Annotated in this window: 15 protein-coding genes; 11 read left to right on the top strand and 4 right to left on the bottom strand. The window is 59.3% G+C overall.

From position 1 onward, the window contains the following. The first annotated feature begins 256 nt into the window (after positions 1–256). Positions 257–1,843, top strand: coding sequence for an ABC-F family ATPase (locus tag ABV589_RS00350; protein WP_027612713.1), 1,587 nt, complete (start codon positions 257–259; stop codon positions 1,841–1,843). Positions 1,844–2,083: 240 nt separating this feature from the next. Beyond that, a complete protein-coding gene (locus ABV589_RS00345) occupies positions 2,084–3,271 on the top strand; it encodes an MFS transporter (protein WP_367084419.1) in 1,188 nt (395 codons plus the stop codon). A 107-nt stretch (positions 3,272–3,378) separates the two neighbouring features. Here the strand turns inward: ABV589_RS00345 and ABV589_RS00340 are convergent, their stop codons facing one another. Both ABV589_RS00340 and ABV589_RS00335 read right to left on the bottom strand, forming a co-directional pair. After that, positions 3,379–4,416 (bottom strand): dienelactone hydrolase, encoded by a 1,038-nt coding sequence (locus ABV589_RS00340; protein ID WP_367084418.1) that lies wholly within the window; start codon positions 4,414–4,416, stop codon positions 3,379–3,381. A 237-nt stretch (positions 4,417–4,653) separates the two neighbouring features. Beyond that, positions 4,654–5,265, bottom strand: a complete 612-nt coding sequence (locus tag ABV589_RS00335; protein WP_064587669.1) for an FMN-dependent NADH-azoreductase — start codon at positions 5,263–5,265, stop codon at positions 4,654–4,656. A 125-nt stretch (positions 5,266–5,390) separates the two neighbouring features. Between ABV589_RS00335 and ABV589_RS00330 the strand changes: the two genes are divergently transcribed. Both ABV589_RS00330 and ABV589_RS00325 read left to right on the top strand, forming a co-directional pair. Next, positions 5,391–6,299: a LysR substrate-binding domain-containing protein gene (locus tag ABV589_RS00330; protein ID WP_007964611.1), complete on the top strand. Its 909-nt coding sequence runs from the start codon at positions 5,391–5,393 to the stop codon at positions 6,297–6,299. Continuing rightward, positions 6,296–6,655 carry an MmcQ/YjbR family DNA-binding protein gene (locus ABV589_RS00325; protein WP_007964612.1) on the top strand — a complete coding sequence of 120 codons (360 nt, stop codon included), beginning with the start codon at positions 6,296–6,298 and terminating at the stop codon, positions 6,653–6,655. The genes ABV589_RS00330 and ABV589_RS00325 overlap by 4 nt, the downstream gene beginning before the upstream one ends. A gap of 107 nt (positions 6,656–6,762) precedes the next feature. On the opposite strand, the gene ABV589_RS00320 is transcribed toward ABV589_RS00325, so the two are convergent. Both ABV589_RS00320 and ABV589_RS00315 read right to left on the bottom strand, forming a co-directional pair. Continuing rightward, positions 6,763–7,191 (bottom strand): DUF1294 domain-containing protein, encoded by a 429-nt coding sequence (locus tag ABV589_RS00320; protein WP_367084417.1) that lies wholly within the window; start codon positions 7,189–7,191, stop codon positions 6,763–6,765. Then, positions 7,188–8,018, bottom strand: a complete 831-nt coding sequence (locus ABV589_RS00315; protein WP_367084416.1) for an undecaprenyl-diphosphate phosphatase — start codon at positions 8,016–8,018, stop codon at positions 7,188–7,190. Before ABV589_RS00315 ends, ABV589_RS00320 begins: the two co-directional genes overlap by 4 nt. A gap of 303 nt (positions 8,019–8,321) precedes the next feature. On the opposite strand from ABV589_RS00315, the gene ABV589_RS00310 reads away from it, so the two are divergent. From ABV589_RS00310 to ABV589_RS00280, 7 genes are all read left to right on the top strand, one after another. Beyond that, positions 8,322–9,956: a methyl-accepting chemotaxis protein gene (locus ABV589_RS00310; protein ID WP_247267394.1), complete on the top strand. Its 1,635-nt coding sequence runs from the start codon at positions 8,322–8,324 to the stop codon at positions 9,954–9,956. A gap of 149 nt (positions 9,957–10,105) precedes the next feature. Then, positions 10,106–10,669, top strand: coding sequence for a nicotinamide riboside transporter PnuC (pnuC, locus tag ABV589_RS00305; RefSeq protein ID WP_367084415.1), 564 nt, complete (start codon positions 10,106–10,108; stop codon positions 10,667–10,669). Continuing rightward, complete coding sequence (locus ABV589_RS00300; protein WP_367084414.1) at positions 10,666–11,190, top strand: AAA family ATPase; 525 nt, start codon at positions 10,666–10,668, stop codon at positions 11,188–11,190. Before pnuC ends, ABV589_RS00300 begins: the two co-directional genes overlap by 4 nt. A gap of 335 nt (positions 11,191–11,525) precedes the next feature. Continuing rightward, complete coding sequence (locus ABV589_RS00295) at positions 11,526–11,975, top strand: hypothetical protein (RefSeq protein WP_367084413.1); 450 nt, start codon at positions 11,526–11,528, stop codon at positions 11,973–11,975. 1 nt (position 11,976) lies between these two features. Then, positions 11,977–12,549: a hypothetical protein gene (locus ABV589_RS00290; protein WP_007964626.1), complete on the top strand. Its 573-nt coding sequence runs from the start codon at positions 11,977–11,979 to the stop codon at positions 12,547–12,549. A gap of 73 nt (positions 12,550–12,622) precedes the next feature. Next, positions 12,623–13,621, top strand: a complete 999-nt coding sequence (locus tag ABV589_RS00285; protein WP_367084412.1) for a heme utilization protein — start codon at positions 12,623–12,625, stop codon at positions 13,619–13,621. A gap of 63 nt (positions 13,622–13,684) precedes the next feature. Further along, positions 13,685–14,365, top strand: a complete 681-nt coding sequence (locus ABV589_RS00280; protein WP_007964629.1) for a C39 family peptidase — start codon at positions 13,685–13,687, stop codon at positions 14,363–14,365. Positions 14,366–14,392 lie beyond the last annotated feature (27 nt).

The raw sequence follows: 14,392 nt of genomic DNA, 5'->3' as shown, positions 1-14,392 counted from the left end.
TAATCGGATGGCATTTTAGCCATACTTTGTAACCAATAGTGAACCTGATCTGTGAAAAACTGTCCGCTGAATCTGCCAAACGGCGGGCGCGACGTCATCGCCCTATCGTTTAAAGAGCCAGACCAGTACAATCGCCGCCAAACTTTACGCGCCCCCCTTGGTTGATGACGGGACTGTCCCGACTCAGCGCACTTTGACTCGGGCCAAGCGCTCCAGCCGCACCCTCGCTACTCAGCATGCTTCGCAGGAAAAACCTTTGATTTCTACAGCTAACATCACGATGCAGTTCGGCGCCAAGCCGCTCTTCGAAAACGTTTCGGTCAAATTCGGCGCGGGTAACCGCTACGGCCTGATCGGCGCCAACGGTTGCGGCAAGTCGACCTTCATGAAAATCCTCGGCGGCGACCTCGATCCGTCCGGCGGTCAGGTCATGCTCGAGCCGAACGTGCGTCTGGGTAAATTGCGCCAGGACCAGTTCGCCTACGAAGAATTTACCGTGATCGATACCGTGATCATGGGTCACGAAGAGCTGTGGAAGGTCAAGGCCGAGCGCGATCGCATCTACTCGCTGGCGGAAATGAGCGAAGAAGACGGCATGGCCGTGGCCGAGCTGGAGACCGAGTTCGCCGAGATGGACGGCTACACCGCCGAATCCCGCGCCGGTGAACTGCTGCTGGGTCTGGGTATTCCGCTGGAACAGCATTTCGGCCCGATGAGCGAAGTCTCGCCAGGCTGGAAACTGCGCGTATTGCTGGCGCAGGCGCTGTTCTCCGATCCGGAAGTGCTGTTGCTCGACGAACCGACCAACCACCTGGACATCAACACCATTCGCTGGCTGGAAAACGTCCTGACCCAGCGTAACAGCCTGATGATCATCATCTCTCACGACCGTCACTTCCTGAACAGCGTGTGCACGCACATGGCTGACCTGGATTACGGCGAGCTGCGCCTGTTCCCGGGCAACTACGACGAGTACATGACCGTGGCGACCCAGTCCCGCGAGCAACTGCTGTCGGACAACGCCAAGAAGAAAGCGCAGATTTCCGAGCTGCAATCGTTCGTCAGCCGCTTCTCGGCCAACGCCTCGAAAGCCAAACAGGCGACTTCCCGCGCCAAAGCGATCGACAAGATCCAGCTGGCCGAGGTCAAGCCTTCCAGCCGCGTGAGCCCGTTCATCCGCTTCGAGCAGAACAAAAAGCTGCACCGCCAGGCGGTCATGGTCGAAAAGATGGCCAAAGGTTTCGACGGCAAGCCACTGTTCAAGGATTTCAGCTTCCAGGTTGAAGCCGGCGAGCGCGTAGCGATCATCGGCCCGAACGGTATCGGCAAAACCACCCTGCTGCGCACCCTGGTCAACGAACTGACCCCGGATGCCGGTAGCGTCAAGTGGACCGACGCCGCGGAACTGGGCTACTACGCTCAGGATCACGCGCACGACTTCGAAGACGACGTCACGCTGTTCGACTGGATGGGTCAGTGGACGCAGGGCGAGCAGATGATTCGCGGTACCTTGGGCCGCATGCTGTTCTCTAACGACGAGATCCTCAAGTCTGTCAAAGTGATTTCCGGTGGTGAGCAAGGCCGCATGCTGTTCGGCAAGCTGATCCTGCAAAAGCCGAACGTGCTGATCATGGACGAACCGACCAACCACCTGGACATGGAATCGATCGAGGCGTTGAACCTGGCGCTGGAAAACTACCCGGGCACGCTGATCTTCGTCAGCCACGACCGTGAGTTCGTATCGTCCCTGGCCACGCGCATCATCGAGCTGAGCGCCAATGGCGTGACTGACTTCAGCGGCACTTACGATGACTACCTGCGTAGTCAGGGTGTGGTGTTCTAAATTGTTCCAGTTTTGAAGAAAGCCCTGTCCATGTGACGGGGCTTTTGCATTTCAGAGGCCTGAAGATCAAAAGATCGCAGCCTTCGGCAGCTCCTACATGGTCAGCTTTTGAACTGTACAGGAGCTGCCGGAGGCTCGGGCTGCGAACGGACGATCGTTTTAATAGTTAGCCTGCTTCCTTTTATTTCAATGCCAAGCCATGATGCCGACTCTCCCACCGCCGCCCGCGAACGAGTCCACATGTCTGCGCAGCAACCGCCTCCGCAAAGCTCCCTGGCGATCACCCTGCAGATCGTCTCCATCGTGTTCTACACCTTTGTCGCCTTCCTGTGCATCGGCCTGCCGATCGCGGTGTTGCCCGGTTATGTGCATGAGCAGCTGGGTTTCAGTGCCGTTATTGCCGGGCTGGTGATCGGCTCGCAGTATCTGGCCACCCTGCTCAGTCGGCCGATGGCCGGGCGCATGTCGGATACGCTGGGCACTAAACGGGCGATTGTTTATGGCTTGTCGGGGATTGTGCTCAGCGGGCTGCTGACGCTGACTTCGACGCTGTTGCAGGACTTCCCGTTGCCGAGCCTGATCATTCTGATCATCGGTCGGCTGCTGCTCGGCGTCGCACAGGGCTTGATCGGCGTCGGCACCATCAGTTGGTGCATGGGCCAGGTCGGCGTCGAACACACGGCAAGGTCGATCGGCTGGAACGGCATTGCCTCCTACGGCGCGATTGCGATTGGCGCACCACTGGGCGTGGTCATGGTCGCCGACTACGGCTTTGCCAGCCTGGGCATCGCCTTGTCGGTATTGGCCGCGGGCGCCCTGGTGTTGATCCGCAATAAACCTTCGGTGCCGGTGGTGCGTGGCGAACGGCTACCTTTTTGGGCCGTGTTCGGACGGATTGCACCGTATGGGGCCAGTTTGAGTCTGGCGTCGATCGGTTACGGCACGCTGACCGCCTTCATCACCCTTTATTACCTCAACCGAGGCTGGAGCGGCGCCGCGTATTGCCTGACGGTATTCGGCGTGTGTTTCATCGTGTCGCGACTGCTGTTCATTTCGGCGATCAGCCGTTTTGGCGGCTTCAATTCGGCGATTGCCTGCATGAGCATCGAGACCGTCGGCCTGGTGTTGCTGTGGCTGGCACCCTCCACCGCGTTCGCGTTGATCGGCGCGGGACTGGCGGGGTTTGGCTTGTCGCTGGTGTATCCGGCGCTGGGGGTCGAGGCGATCAAGCAGGTGCCCAGTTCCAGCCGTGGCTCGGGGTTGGGGGCGTATGCGGTGTTCTTTGATTTGGCGCTGGCAATTGCCGGGCCGCTGATGGGCGCGGTGGCATTGAATCTGGGGTATGCGTGGATTTTCTTCAGTGCGGCGCTGTTGTCGGTGATCGGGTTAGGGTTGACCTTGCTGCTCAAGCGCCGGGCGATGAGCTGAAAGACCAGATCAAAAGATCAAAAGATCGCAGCCTTCGGCAGCTCCTACATTGGAATGCAATCCCCTGTAGGAGCTGCCGAAGGCTGCGATCTTTTGATCTTTGATCTTTATTGATCCGCAGTCTGCATCCCCGCCCGGCTCGGCTTGCCCAGCGTGCGCGAGAAGAACTGCCCGGCTTCGGAAATCAGGTTGCGATGGATGTCTTCGCGGTCCACCCCGTCAGCGTCGGTGCACAGCGCCGGCATGGCGCGGATCTGCTCTTCGTTGCATGGCGCCATGAACACGAAGTGCCCTGCCCCGGCCAATAACTTGAAGTCCGGCGCGGTCGGCAGTTTGCGCGCCAGAGCGGCGGCGTTTTTGTCGAAGGCCACCAGTTTGTCGCCATCGCCGCTGTACAGCAGCACCGGCACATGCACATCCGCCAGAGTGCTACGGCCGAATTTCAGGCTCAGCGGCGCCATCAGCAGCAACGCATGCACGCGCGGATCGGCCACTGGCTGCAAATCATCGCGGTCGACGATCAGTTCACCCTGGGTATTGCAGGCATCATGGTCGTCCGGACGCTCCTGGCAGTAACGACGCAGACGATCCAGATCCGGCTGCGCCCCGGAGAGGATCAACGCGGTTTCGCCACCGGCCGAATAACCAATGACCCCGACCTGATCAGCGTTGACGAACGGCGAGAGCATCGGGTCGCCCAGGGTGGCGGTGATCGCTTCGGAAATCTGGATTGGCCGGCCATACAGATTGCTCAGGGTGCCGAGGCGGCTGTGGTCTTTGGAGTTGTCGCCGGGATGAATTACTGCGACCACCACAAAGCCCTTGCGTGCCAGCGAGGTGGCGAGGTCATGCAGTGCCAGCGGCGTGCCGGTGTTGCCGTGAGACAGCATCAGCATCGGGAAGCGGCCGATGGCCACCTTGGTGTCGGCGCCCGCCTCGACGGTGTAGCCCTCAAGCAGGCTGGTGTGTTCGCGATCGCTAGAGGGATAGAAGGCGATGGCGCGCATCGGCTGCAGATCCAGCGGATCGAGGAAGGTCATCTCGTGGTAACCGACACTCCAGACAGGGTGTCGCCCGGGCGCGGCATGCACTGAACCGAGGCTGCCAAGCAGGCAAATCAGTAACGTTGCACAAAGACGCATCATCGGATGGCCCACCCTGTGTTACTCAATCGAAAGATCCTTTGTGTTCCGACACGCCCCAAATCCCGAGGTTCGGAGATTCGGCACAGCGGTGCACTCAGACGTTGATCGTTTGACTGCATAACCCGGGCCAGATTATGCAACAGTCAGAAACAAAAAACTCTGCATCCGGCCCTTGCAGAACCAGAATACAGAGTTTTTGAGGCGCTACCTGAACGGCAGCTGGTCTTTACGCAATGCTTACGCAGCGGCGAACAGCTGCTCGCTGATCTTCGCCTGAGCAGCGCTCATCGCGTTGTTACGTACTTCTTCGCCATAAGCCAGGCCTTCGGCACGGACGATTTCGATGTCGGTGATGCCGAGGAAGCCCAGTACCAGCTTCAGATATTCTTCGTGAGCGATGCCGCTGGCCTGACCGGCATGGATGCCGCCGGAGGTGGAGACGATCACCACTTTCTTGCCACCGCACAGGCCTTCAGGGCCGGCTTCGGTGTAGCGGAAAGTCTGGCCGGCCACGGCGACGCGGTCGATCCAGGCCTTGAGCTGAGTCGGTACGGTGAAGTTGTACATCGGCGCGGCGATGACGATGGCGTCGGCGGCAATGAATTCGGCCAGGGTCGAGGCGCTCAGTTCGGCTTCATGCTGTTGTGCGGCGTCGCGCAGTTCAGCGGTGGTACCGGCAGCCACCAGGGTGGTCGACGAGAAGTGGCTGATGGCGTCGGCGGCCAGGTCGCGGTAAGTCACCACGGCGGTTGGCTCGGCGGCTTGCCAGGCTTTGACGACTTGGCTGCTCAACTGACGGGAAGCGGAGTTGTCGCCCAGAATGCTCGAATCGATGTGCAGCAGTTTCATGTGGAATCTCCTGGAAAGAATCGCCGGCGGCGACGGAATGGAGACAATCCTACGGAAGAAACCAATAGCTGATTAGCCGCCGACAATGCGATAGTTCGTCCCACTGATAGAACGGTGGACTTTTGATGCAGGATCTCAACGATCTCTACTATTTTGCCAAGGTGGTCGAGGCCGGTGGCTTCGCGGCGGCCGGGCGTTTGCTGGGCATTCCCAAGTCGCGCCTGTCACGACGCATTGCCGAACTCGAAGAGCGCCTCGGCGCCCGTCTGCTGCAACGCACCACGCGCCAGTTGAACCTGACCGCTGTTGGCGAACGCTACTTGCGTCACTGTCAGGCGATGTTGCTGGAAGCGGAGATGGCCGACGAAGCGGTCGCCAGCATGTCCAGCGAGCCACGCGGCCGCTTGCGCGTGTCCTGTCCCACTGGTCTGGCGCGAGAAATGTTGCCGTGGGTGATCAGCGAATTCCTCGGCAAATTTCCTCAGGTGCAACTGGAGGTGGTGCTGCTCAATCGCCGGGTGGATCTGGTCGCCGAAGGCTTCGACGTGGCCCTGCGTGTACGCGAGCTGGGCGATGAAGATCCGTTGCTCGTGACTCGACGTCTGCGCCAGGCACAAATGGTCGTCGTCGCCAGCCCGGCCTTTGTCGAGGGCAAAACCATCACTCATCCGCAGGATTTGAAGAACCTGCCGGTGCTCGGCGCACTGGAGGCCGATCGCATGGTGCATGTGCGCTTGCTGGACGAGCAAGGCAACAGCGTCGAACTGAACATGGAGGCGCGGCTGGGCATCGATGACTTTATCGTGCGCAAAGCCTGTGTGCTGGCCGGCCAGGGTTTCACTCTGCTGCCGATGATGTATTGCGAAGCTGACCTTGAGAGCGGCGCGCTGGTGCAATTACTACCCGAATGGTCATTGCCCGGCGGCTGGTTGCAGGCGGTGTATCCGCATCGGCGCGGGGTAATGCCGGCGGTGCGGGCGTGGATCGATCACCTGGTCGAATCGTTCAATGCGTGCGGGGAGCGGTTGTTATGAACAAGGGAAAAATGAACGAAGCGGACGTCGCCGCCTTTTGCCTGGCCTTGCCGGGCGCGCGCGAGGATTACAAGTGGGGCGGTGTGCGGGTGTTCTCGATTGCCGGCAACAAGATGTTCGCCCTGCAAGGGTTGCGCGGGGACTCACTGGCGTTCAAGGTCGACAAGGATCTGTTTCTCGGCCATTGCGACCGCCCGGGTATTCACCCGGCCCCTTATCTGGCGCGGGCGCAGTGGATCATCATGCACCCGCCCTACCCGCTGGGCGCCGAGGAACTGCAGGGATTGCTGACGCGTTCGCACCAGTTGGTGGTGAGCAAGTTGCCGAAGAAAACCCAAATCGGATTACTGCTCTAACCCCCCCCCTGTAGGAGCTGCCGCAGGCTGCGATCTTTTGATCTTGCTTTTTAAAAGATCAAAAGATCGCAGCCTGCGGCAGCTCCTACAGAGGGATTTGTGGTGATTCAGAACAGTGACAGCAGGTTCGAACCGAGAAACAACTGGTCGATCCAGAACACCTGATGCAACGCCACAATGACCCAGAACAGAATCTGAAACGACACCTTGCGCGTCTTGTGCCGGAACACCTGTTGGGCGATCAGCGCACCGGGCCAGCCGCCGGCCAGTTCGAGTGCATGCAGGATGTTTTCCGGCGTGCGCCAGGCATCGGCGCGGGCCTTGCGCTTGTCTGCCCAGTACATGAAAAACGCCAGCACGCTGACCACGCCATAAGCCGTCAACGGCACTAGCGAGATGCCGCGCAGCCACATCGACAGAGAGCCGAACAGTGGCAGCGCGCAGACGATCAGCAGCACTGCGAGTTTCAGTTTCAGATGCTGAACGCCGCCACCGGATGGGCGTCCATCCGGGCGGCGCGCGCGGGAATCACTCATGGTTTGACCGCCGACCAGTCGACCCAGCCGAACTGCCAGGTCGCCAGAATCACCAGACCAAAAACAATCCGGTACCAGGCGAATGCCGCGTAACTGTGGCTGGCGATGAACTTGAGCAGACCGCGCACAGCAATCATGGCGAAGATGAACGCGGTGATGAAACCGATGGCGAACACCGGGAAGTCCGCCGGCACGAACAGCTGGCGATACTTGTAACCGGAGTACACTGCCGCACCGACCATGGTCGGCATCGCCAGGAAGAACGAGAACTCGGTCGCGGTCTTGCGCGACAGGCCGAACAACAGGCCGCCGATGATCGTCGAGCCGGAACGCGAAGTGCCGGGAATCATCGCCAAACACTGCGCGAAACCGACTTTCAGCGCGTCCTTCCAGGTGATCTCGTCCACGGTTTCGGCGTGCACTTCATGCTGGCGGCGTTCGGCCCACAACATGATCACGCCACCCACCACCAGCGCGGTCGCAACGGTGATCGGATTGAACAGGTATTGGTGGATCAGGTCGGCAAAAATCACCCCCAGCACCACCGCCGGCAGAAACGCGATCAGCAGGTTGGCGGTAAAACGCCGCGCACTCGGCTGGGTCGGCAAGCCGATCACCACGTCGAGAATCTTGCGGCGAAACTCCCAGACCACCGCGAGGATCGCGCCGAGCTGAATAATGATGTTGAACGCCATGGCCCGTTCGCCGCCGAAGTCGAGCAAGTCGGCAACAATGATCTGGTGTCCGGTACTGGAAATGGGCAAAAACTCCGTCAGCCCCTCTACAACTCCAAGAATCAGTGCCTGCAAGGCGGTCCAAAGATCCATCAGTCCCCCAAAGAGCGATACACGGTGGCATGCCCCGATAATATTTTTTACGTTCACTGCGATCAGCGTAGCTGTTTGTTGCTGTACCGATTCCGCGCACACAGCATCCACACGAAACGGTCAAAATTCCGTGAAATATCAATTTGGATTCAGGTTTTCACGCGCGGGGCCGAAATCCTAACAGACAAGCCTTAATAGTGCTGCGGCGTTATTCGACTTGGGTCGCGTATGCCTGACCACCCAAACGTGGTTGGATGCTGGCGTTGATTTATTACAAGAAAAAGAAATCGGAGTGACAGCGTTATGAACAGCTTGCGCAGTGTGTCGATCAGCCGACGCTTGTGGCTCATTTTGATTGTGGCCGTGGTCATGTTGTTGACCTTGGGCGTGTTGATGCTCAAGCAGATCCACGACGACCTGTACCACGCCAAGGCGCAGAAAACCCAGCATGTGGTGCAGACCGCCAGCGGCCTGCTGACCTACTACCACGACCTGGAAACTGCCGGCACCCTGACCCGCGACGCTGCGCAGAAACAGGCGCTGACCGCGATTCGCGGCCTGCGCTACGACCAGAGCGACTATTTCTGGATCAACGACCTCACCCCCGTGATGGTCATGCACCCGACCAACCCCAAACTCGAAGGCCAGAACCTCTCGGCGATCCGCGACCCGGACGGTTTCGCGGTGTTCAACGAGATGGTCGCGATCGCCAAAAGCAAAGGCGCCGGCATGGTCGATTACCGCTGGCCCAAGCCCGGTGCCAGCGAACCGGTGGCGAAAACTTCCTATGTAAAATTGTTCGAGCCGTGGGGCTGGGTGCTCGGTTCGGGCGTTTACGTCGATGATGTGCAGAGCGAGTTCCGGGGGCAGTTGATCAAGGCTTCGGTGATTGGTTTGGTGATCGCCGTGATCATGGCCTTGCTGGTAATTTTGATTGCCCGCAGCATCGTCCGTCCGTTGCAGGAAACCGTGAACGCCATGGCCAACATCGCCAGCGGCGAAAGCGATCTGACCCGCAGCCTCGACACCCACGGTCAGGACGAAGTCACGCAACTGGCGCATCACTTCAACGCCTTCACCGCCAAGTTGCGCCGGGTCATCGGTGACTTGCAGGTTTCGGCCAGTGCGCTCGGCCAGTCGTCCAGTGAACTGGGTAACGACGCGACCCAGGCCCAGCAGCGCAGCCAACAGCAATCGCAGCAGATGGAACTGGTGGCGACCGCGATCAACGAAGTGACTTACGGCGTGCAGGATGTGGCGAAGAACGCCGAACATGCTGCTGCGGAAATGCGCGATGCCGAAGCTCAGGCGCAGCAGGGTCAGATCAACATCGACGGCAGCCTGCAACAGATCGACAAATTGTCCGGAACCATTGATCAGGCGGTCGAAGTGATTCGCACCCTGGCAGCCGAAAGCACGCAGATCGGCAGTGTGCTGGAAGTGATCCGTTCGATTGCCGAGCAAACCAACCTGCTGGCACTCAACGCGGCCATCGAAGCGGCCCGCGCCGGGGAACAGGGCCGGGGCTTTGCGGTGGTGGCCGATGAAGTACGGTTGCTGGCGCAGCGCACGCAAAAGTCGACGGCGGAAATCCAGAGCATGATCGAACGCCTGCAGAATCATTCCGAAGCGGCGGTGAAAGTCATTGGCGACAGCAGCAAGGCCTCGCAACTGACCATCGAACAGGCGGGATTGGCCGGCGCGAGCCTGAATGCCATCGGCCAGGCCCTGCGCAATCTCAATGGCCTGAACGCCTCGATTGCCAGCGCCACGCTGCAACAGGCGCATGTGGTCGAGGACATCAATCAGAACGTCACCCAGGCGGCCGGCCTGTCTCACAGCACGGCGCTGGCGGCCGAGCAGTCGAGTGCGGCGAGCGTCAAGCTTGGGCAGTTGAGTGAACAGCTGAACCAATTGCTGCGCCAGTTCCGCGTCTGACACCGTTCCCCTGTAGGAGTGAGCCTGCTCGCGATAGCGTCGTATCAGTCAACCACAGAGTGGCTGACCCACCGCCATCGCGAGCAGGCTCACTCCTACAGGTTTTTCGGTACAATCCGCTCCCTCGTCAATTCCCCCAAGGAACCCCCATGTCCGGGCTTGAACTGTTTGCCGCCGCCCTCGGTGTGATCGCCGTGTGGCTGACGGTCAAACAGAATCCGTGGTGCTGGCCGATCGGCCTGGTCATGGTGTTGCTGTACAGCTGGATCTTCTATGACGTGAAGCTGTACTCGGACATGTTGTTGCAAGTGATTTACGCCGCGCTGCAAGTCTACGGCTGGTGGCAATGGACCCGCGCCGGGACGATGCATGACGGGCGCGACGTCACGCGTCTGGATCGGCGCTCGATCCTGCTCGGTCTGAGCGTAGGCGCCCTCGGCAGTCTGCTGCTCGGCGCGGCCATGGCGCACTGGACCGACGCGGCGCAGCCGTGGCTCGATGCTGCGCTGACGGCGTTCAGCCTGGTTGCGCAATTGTGGATGGCGCAGAAACGTCTGCAATGCTGGGCGCTGTGGTTCGTGCTGGATGTGATTTTCGTCGGCCTGTTCTTGTACAAAGGCCTGTACCTCACCGCCGCGCTGTATGCGCTGTTCACCCTGATCGCCTTGCAGGGCTGGCGTGAGTGGCGTGCCGATCCGGCGTTGCAGCGATGAAGGTGGTTGTCCTCACCGGCCCGGAATCCACCGGCAAAAGCTGGCTGGCCGCTGGCCTTCAGGAGCGCTTTGGCGGGCTGCGGGTGGACGAATACGTGCGCTGGTTCATCGAGCAGAATCCACGCGACACCTGCCTCAACGACATCCCCGACATCGCCCGTGGGCAGTTGCAGTGGGAGGATCAGGCTCGGGCGCAGCAACCGCCATTGCTGATTCTCGACACCCATTTGCTGAGCAACATCCTGTGGAGCCAGACCCTGTTTGGCGATTGCCCGGCGTGGCTGGAAACCGAACTGCTGGCCCGGCATTACGACCTGCACCTGCTGTTGTCGCCGGAGCAGATCGACTGGACTGACGACGGCCAACGCTGTCAGCCGCAGTTTAGCGAACGCATGGCATTCTTTCAGGCCACCCGCGACTGGCTGGAACAGCACGGGCAACCGTTGCAGATCATTCAGGGCAACTGGGATGACCGGCGGTTTCAGGCTTTCGAAGCAGTCGCGCGTTTGATGGCTGATTGACTTGGCAAACAGCTCCTTTCGGGACCCAAGTGTCCATTCCTGAAACACCCGATGCCGCGCAAAGCAGCCGTTTAAATGGCCTTCATCATTCTGCAAGAACATCTGTTACGCCATTGAAACAGTCCCCGGCAAACCCTTGTTCCAGAGCTTTGCGCCGCCATTGACCCTGTGGGTGTCCGGGTGACTGTTTCAGCGCTGAAACAGCATTTGTATCAGCGCTGCGCGGCCCATCGCCAACCTGTTGAAAACCAACAACAACTTAAAAGCGGCACAGCTTTCGCTCTCTCCTTCCCAACGCTGACAAGAGCCAGCCCACTGAAGAAGGAATTGCCGCCGTGGGGAATATTAATAAAGGCCTGACCTGCCTTCTGCTGATTGGATCAGCCGCCAGCACATTCATCAGTTTCAACGTTCAGGCCGAAGGCAATGGCGTGATCGTTCTCAACCGCGATGTCCAGCCCATTGCAATCGGGCGCAGCGGTGGCAAAGACCCGTATCCAACCACGGTCAATGCCAACCCTTCCGATCGAATCCATCAAGCGATGACCAGCACCGAACTCAGTGACGGTGACTTTGCCAGCGTAGCCAGCGGCGCTTCGATCCGCAGCAACATAATCACGCCGAACTCGGACATGCCCGGCATGAACGTGCTGACCAACCCCAACGGCCTGCCTGGCATGAGTGCCGGTCATGGCGGCGGCGGTGGCGGCACGATTTCCAACACGATCAATCGCTCGCTGAGCACCGGTCTCGCGCCATTGACCCGCATGGCTGGAGGTCAATGAGATGAATCGTTCCCTTCTGCTGTTTGCCCTCTTCAGCTGTGCCCGCGTCATGGCCGATCCGAGTTCCGTGAACAACGCGGACATTCAGGATACCGGTGTGCAGTACCGCGGCAACTTCAACGTCAACCAGGCCGCCGGCGACCAGATGCAACAGACCAACACCAAAGCGATCGCCATTGGCACCAATGCCAGTGCCACCACCATCGTCAGGCAAAAGCTGGACACCCCTGCCAACCCGTCGATGAACGCCAGCGCCACCATTGGCGGCACCTCTTTCAGTAACGGCAACGGGATCCTGGGCGTGAACCAGGGCGCCGGTGCCAACAACCAGATGGCCAACGTGACGCGCGTCAGCATCAGTGCTGCCCCGCAAAGCGTTGACGACAGCGCCCTGTCGCAACAGAACGTGGCGCTTTTACCGAGCTCAGGAGCAACTGGCACCTCACCCGGCAGTCGCCAGGTCACGACAAGTGATCAGGCCTTCACCGGCAGCCGAGGGGTGATTCAGGTGAACCAGAGTGCCGGGGTGGGGAACCGTATGGCTAACACCCTGAGCATCCGGGTCGCTGACTGACCCAAACAACAAAAGCAGTGCAATTAGAAAGTACCAACACTTAACCAACTAATAAGCACGATGGAGAAACACCATGAAAACTACAATGGCTCTCAAACCACTGGTTTTCGCACTTGCAGCAGTAATGGCAATGGCGGCTCAAGCAGGCGGCAACGATCATGGTAACAATGGTGGTCACGGTCACAACCCTCCTCCACCAAAAGGCCCTACCCTGGAAGAACTGCTGCAAATCGGCGCAGGTGCCGGTGCTGCGGTACTCGACGTGCAAAACAACGGCGGTAACACCGTCCTCAACCAGGGCACCCAGAACAACGCCGGCATCAGTGGCTCGCTTAACGGCGCCAACGGCAACGTCGGTGCCAACAACGTGGCCGGTGACGGCAACCAGCAAGACAACGCCGCGGCTCTGGCTACCGCCGACGAAAGCTTCATCTTCGGCTCTGCGGTGTCCGCTTCCAGCGCCACTCAAGTCAACAGCAACAACACCGTTGGCAACTACTCCAGCAACAACAACGCCAACATGAACAACGTTGGCAACAGTGGCTCGGGTAACATCGGCGTGAACAACGCTGCCGGCAACTTCAACCAACAGAAAAACAACCTGGCAATCGCTGTGTCGGGTGGTCGTGTAGCGCAAGCCGCTGCTGCTGCCAACCAAAGCACTACCGGTCTGCAAGTCGGCAACAACGGCACTCAGACCTACAAGAAAGACACCCTCACTGGCACTGTCGCCGCCGTCGGCGTATTCGGCGCCGTGGGCGAAGCTACCATCAAAGGTGACAGCCACGGCGGTGGCGGTTATGGCAACGACGACAAAGGCCATGGCGGCAATGGCGGCAGCAAAGATCAGAAAGCCACCTTCGAAGCTGTGGGTGCCTTCGGTCTTGCTGGTGTAACCACGCAACAAGTGCTGACCCCAGACGGCTGGAAAAACCCTGTCACCAACACTGCCAGCATGACCAACGTAGGCAACAACTGGTCGGGTAACGGTGGCTTCAACAACGCTTCCGGCGTTGGCAACCAACAAAGCAACTCGCTGTCCATCGCTGCAGGTTGCAAAGCCTGCATGTAATCGCGATCGAAACGAAAGCCCCGGAAACGGGGCTTTTCCTCAGTCCGCAAAGGCGTATCGATCATGCGTAAGACTGCCTTTATCGCCCTGCTTTGCCTGTCCGGCCTGACCCAGGCTGCCCAGATGCCTGTCGCTGCCCTGCCCGGCGGCGTACTCGTCTACAAGAACGTGCAAAGCATCCGTGAACGCAAGTTTGCCGACATCGTCGAACAGAAAACCGATTTCAGCTGCGGCGCCGCCGCACTGGCCACGGTATTGCGCCAGGCTTATTGGCTCGACGTCGATGAAGAGCACATCATCAAAGGCATGCTGGTCAACGCTGACCAGGACCTTGTGCGTACGCAAGGTTTTTCCATGCTGGACATGAAACGCTATATAGAAAGCATCGGCATGCGCGCCAGGGGCTACAAGATTCCACCGGAAAAACTCGACGACGTAACAATCCCGGTGGTGGTACTGATGGAAATTCGCGGCTACAAGCATTTCGTGGTGCTGCAGCGTTCGGACAAGGATTGGGTTTATATCGGAGATCCCGTCTTAGGTCACAAACGCTACGCCCATGATGACTTTGTCAAAGGTTGGAACGGCATCGTCTTCGCCATCGTCGGCCCCGGTTATGACAAAACCAATGCATTGCGCATGCCACCGACCCCGCTGACCGCGAAGAACAAGCTGGATAACTTCAACCCTGTCAGAGATGCTGAATTGATGGACTTCGGGTTCATACAGAGCGACTTCTTTTAATCGCCGATTATAAAGAATGGGACTGGA

The organism is Pseudomonas sp. HOU2 (genome assembly GCF_040729435.1).
Taxonomy (GTDB): Bacteria; Pseudomonadota; Gammaproteobacteria; order Pseudomonadales; family Pseudomonadaceae; genus Aquipseudomonas.
This window is presented reverse-complemented; position numbering and strand designations above follow the sequence as displayed.

Excerpts from the sequence above, each read along its gene's own strand:
- ABV589_RS00325 (WP_007964612.1), top strand. The coding sequence starts at position 6,296 with ATGAACAAGGGAAAAATGAACGAAGCGGACGTCGCCGCCTTTTGCCTG.
- ABV589_RS00335 (WP_064587669.1), bottom strand. The coding sequence starts at position 5,265 with ATGAAACTGCTGCACATCGATTCGAGCATTCTGGGCGACAACTCCGCT.
- ABV589_RS00285 (WP_367084412.1), top strand. The coding sequence starts at position 12,623 with ATGAAAACTACAATGGCTCTCAAACCACTGGTTTTCGCACTTGCAGCA.
- ABV589_RS00340 (WP_367084418.1), bottom strand. The coding sequence starts at position 4,416 with ATGATGCGTCTTTGTGCAACGTTACTGATTTGCCTGCTTGGCAGCCTC.
- ABV589_RS00320 (WP_367084417.1), bottom strand. The coding sequence starts at position 7,191 with ATGAGTGATTCCCGCGCGCGCCGCCCGGATGGACGCCCATCCGGTGGC.
- ABV589_RS00330 (WP_007964611.1), top strand. The coding sequence starts at position 5,391 with ATGCAGGATCTCAACGATCTCTACTATTTTGCCAAGGTGGTCGAGGCC.
- ABV589_RS00280 (WP_007964629.1), top strand. The coding sequence starts at position 13,685 with ATGCGTAAGACTGCCTTTATCGCCCTGCTTTGCCTGTCCGGCCTGACC.
- ABV589_RS00300 (WP_367084414.1), top strand. The coding sequence starts at position 10,666 with ATGAAGGTGGTTGTCCTCACCGGCCCGGAATCCACCGGCAAAAGCTGG.
- ABV589_RS00315 (WP_367084416.1), bottom strand. The coding sequence starts at position 8,018 with ATGGATCTTTGGACCGCCTTGCAGGCACTGATTCTTGGAGTTGTAGAG.
- ABV589_RS00345 (WP_367084419.1), top strand. The coding sequence starts at position 2,084 with ATGTCTGCGCAGCAACCGCCTCCGCAAAGCTCCCTGGCGATCACCCTG.
- pnuC (WP_367084415.1), top strand. The coding sequence starts at position 10,106 with ATGTCCGGGCTTGAACTGTTTGCCGCCGCCCTCGGTGTGATCGCCGTG.
- ABV589_RS00310 (WP_247267394.1), top strand. The coding sequence starts at position 8,322 with ATGAACAGCTTGCGCAGTGTGTCGATCAGCCGACGCTTGTGGCTCATT.
- ABV589_RS00290 (WP_007964626.1), top strand. The coding sequence starts at position 11,977 with ATGAATCGTTCCCTTCTGCTGTTTGCCCTCTTCAGCTGTGCCCGCGTC.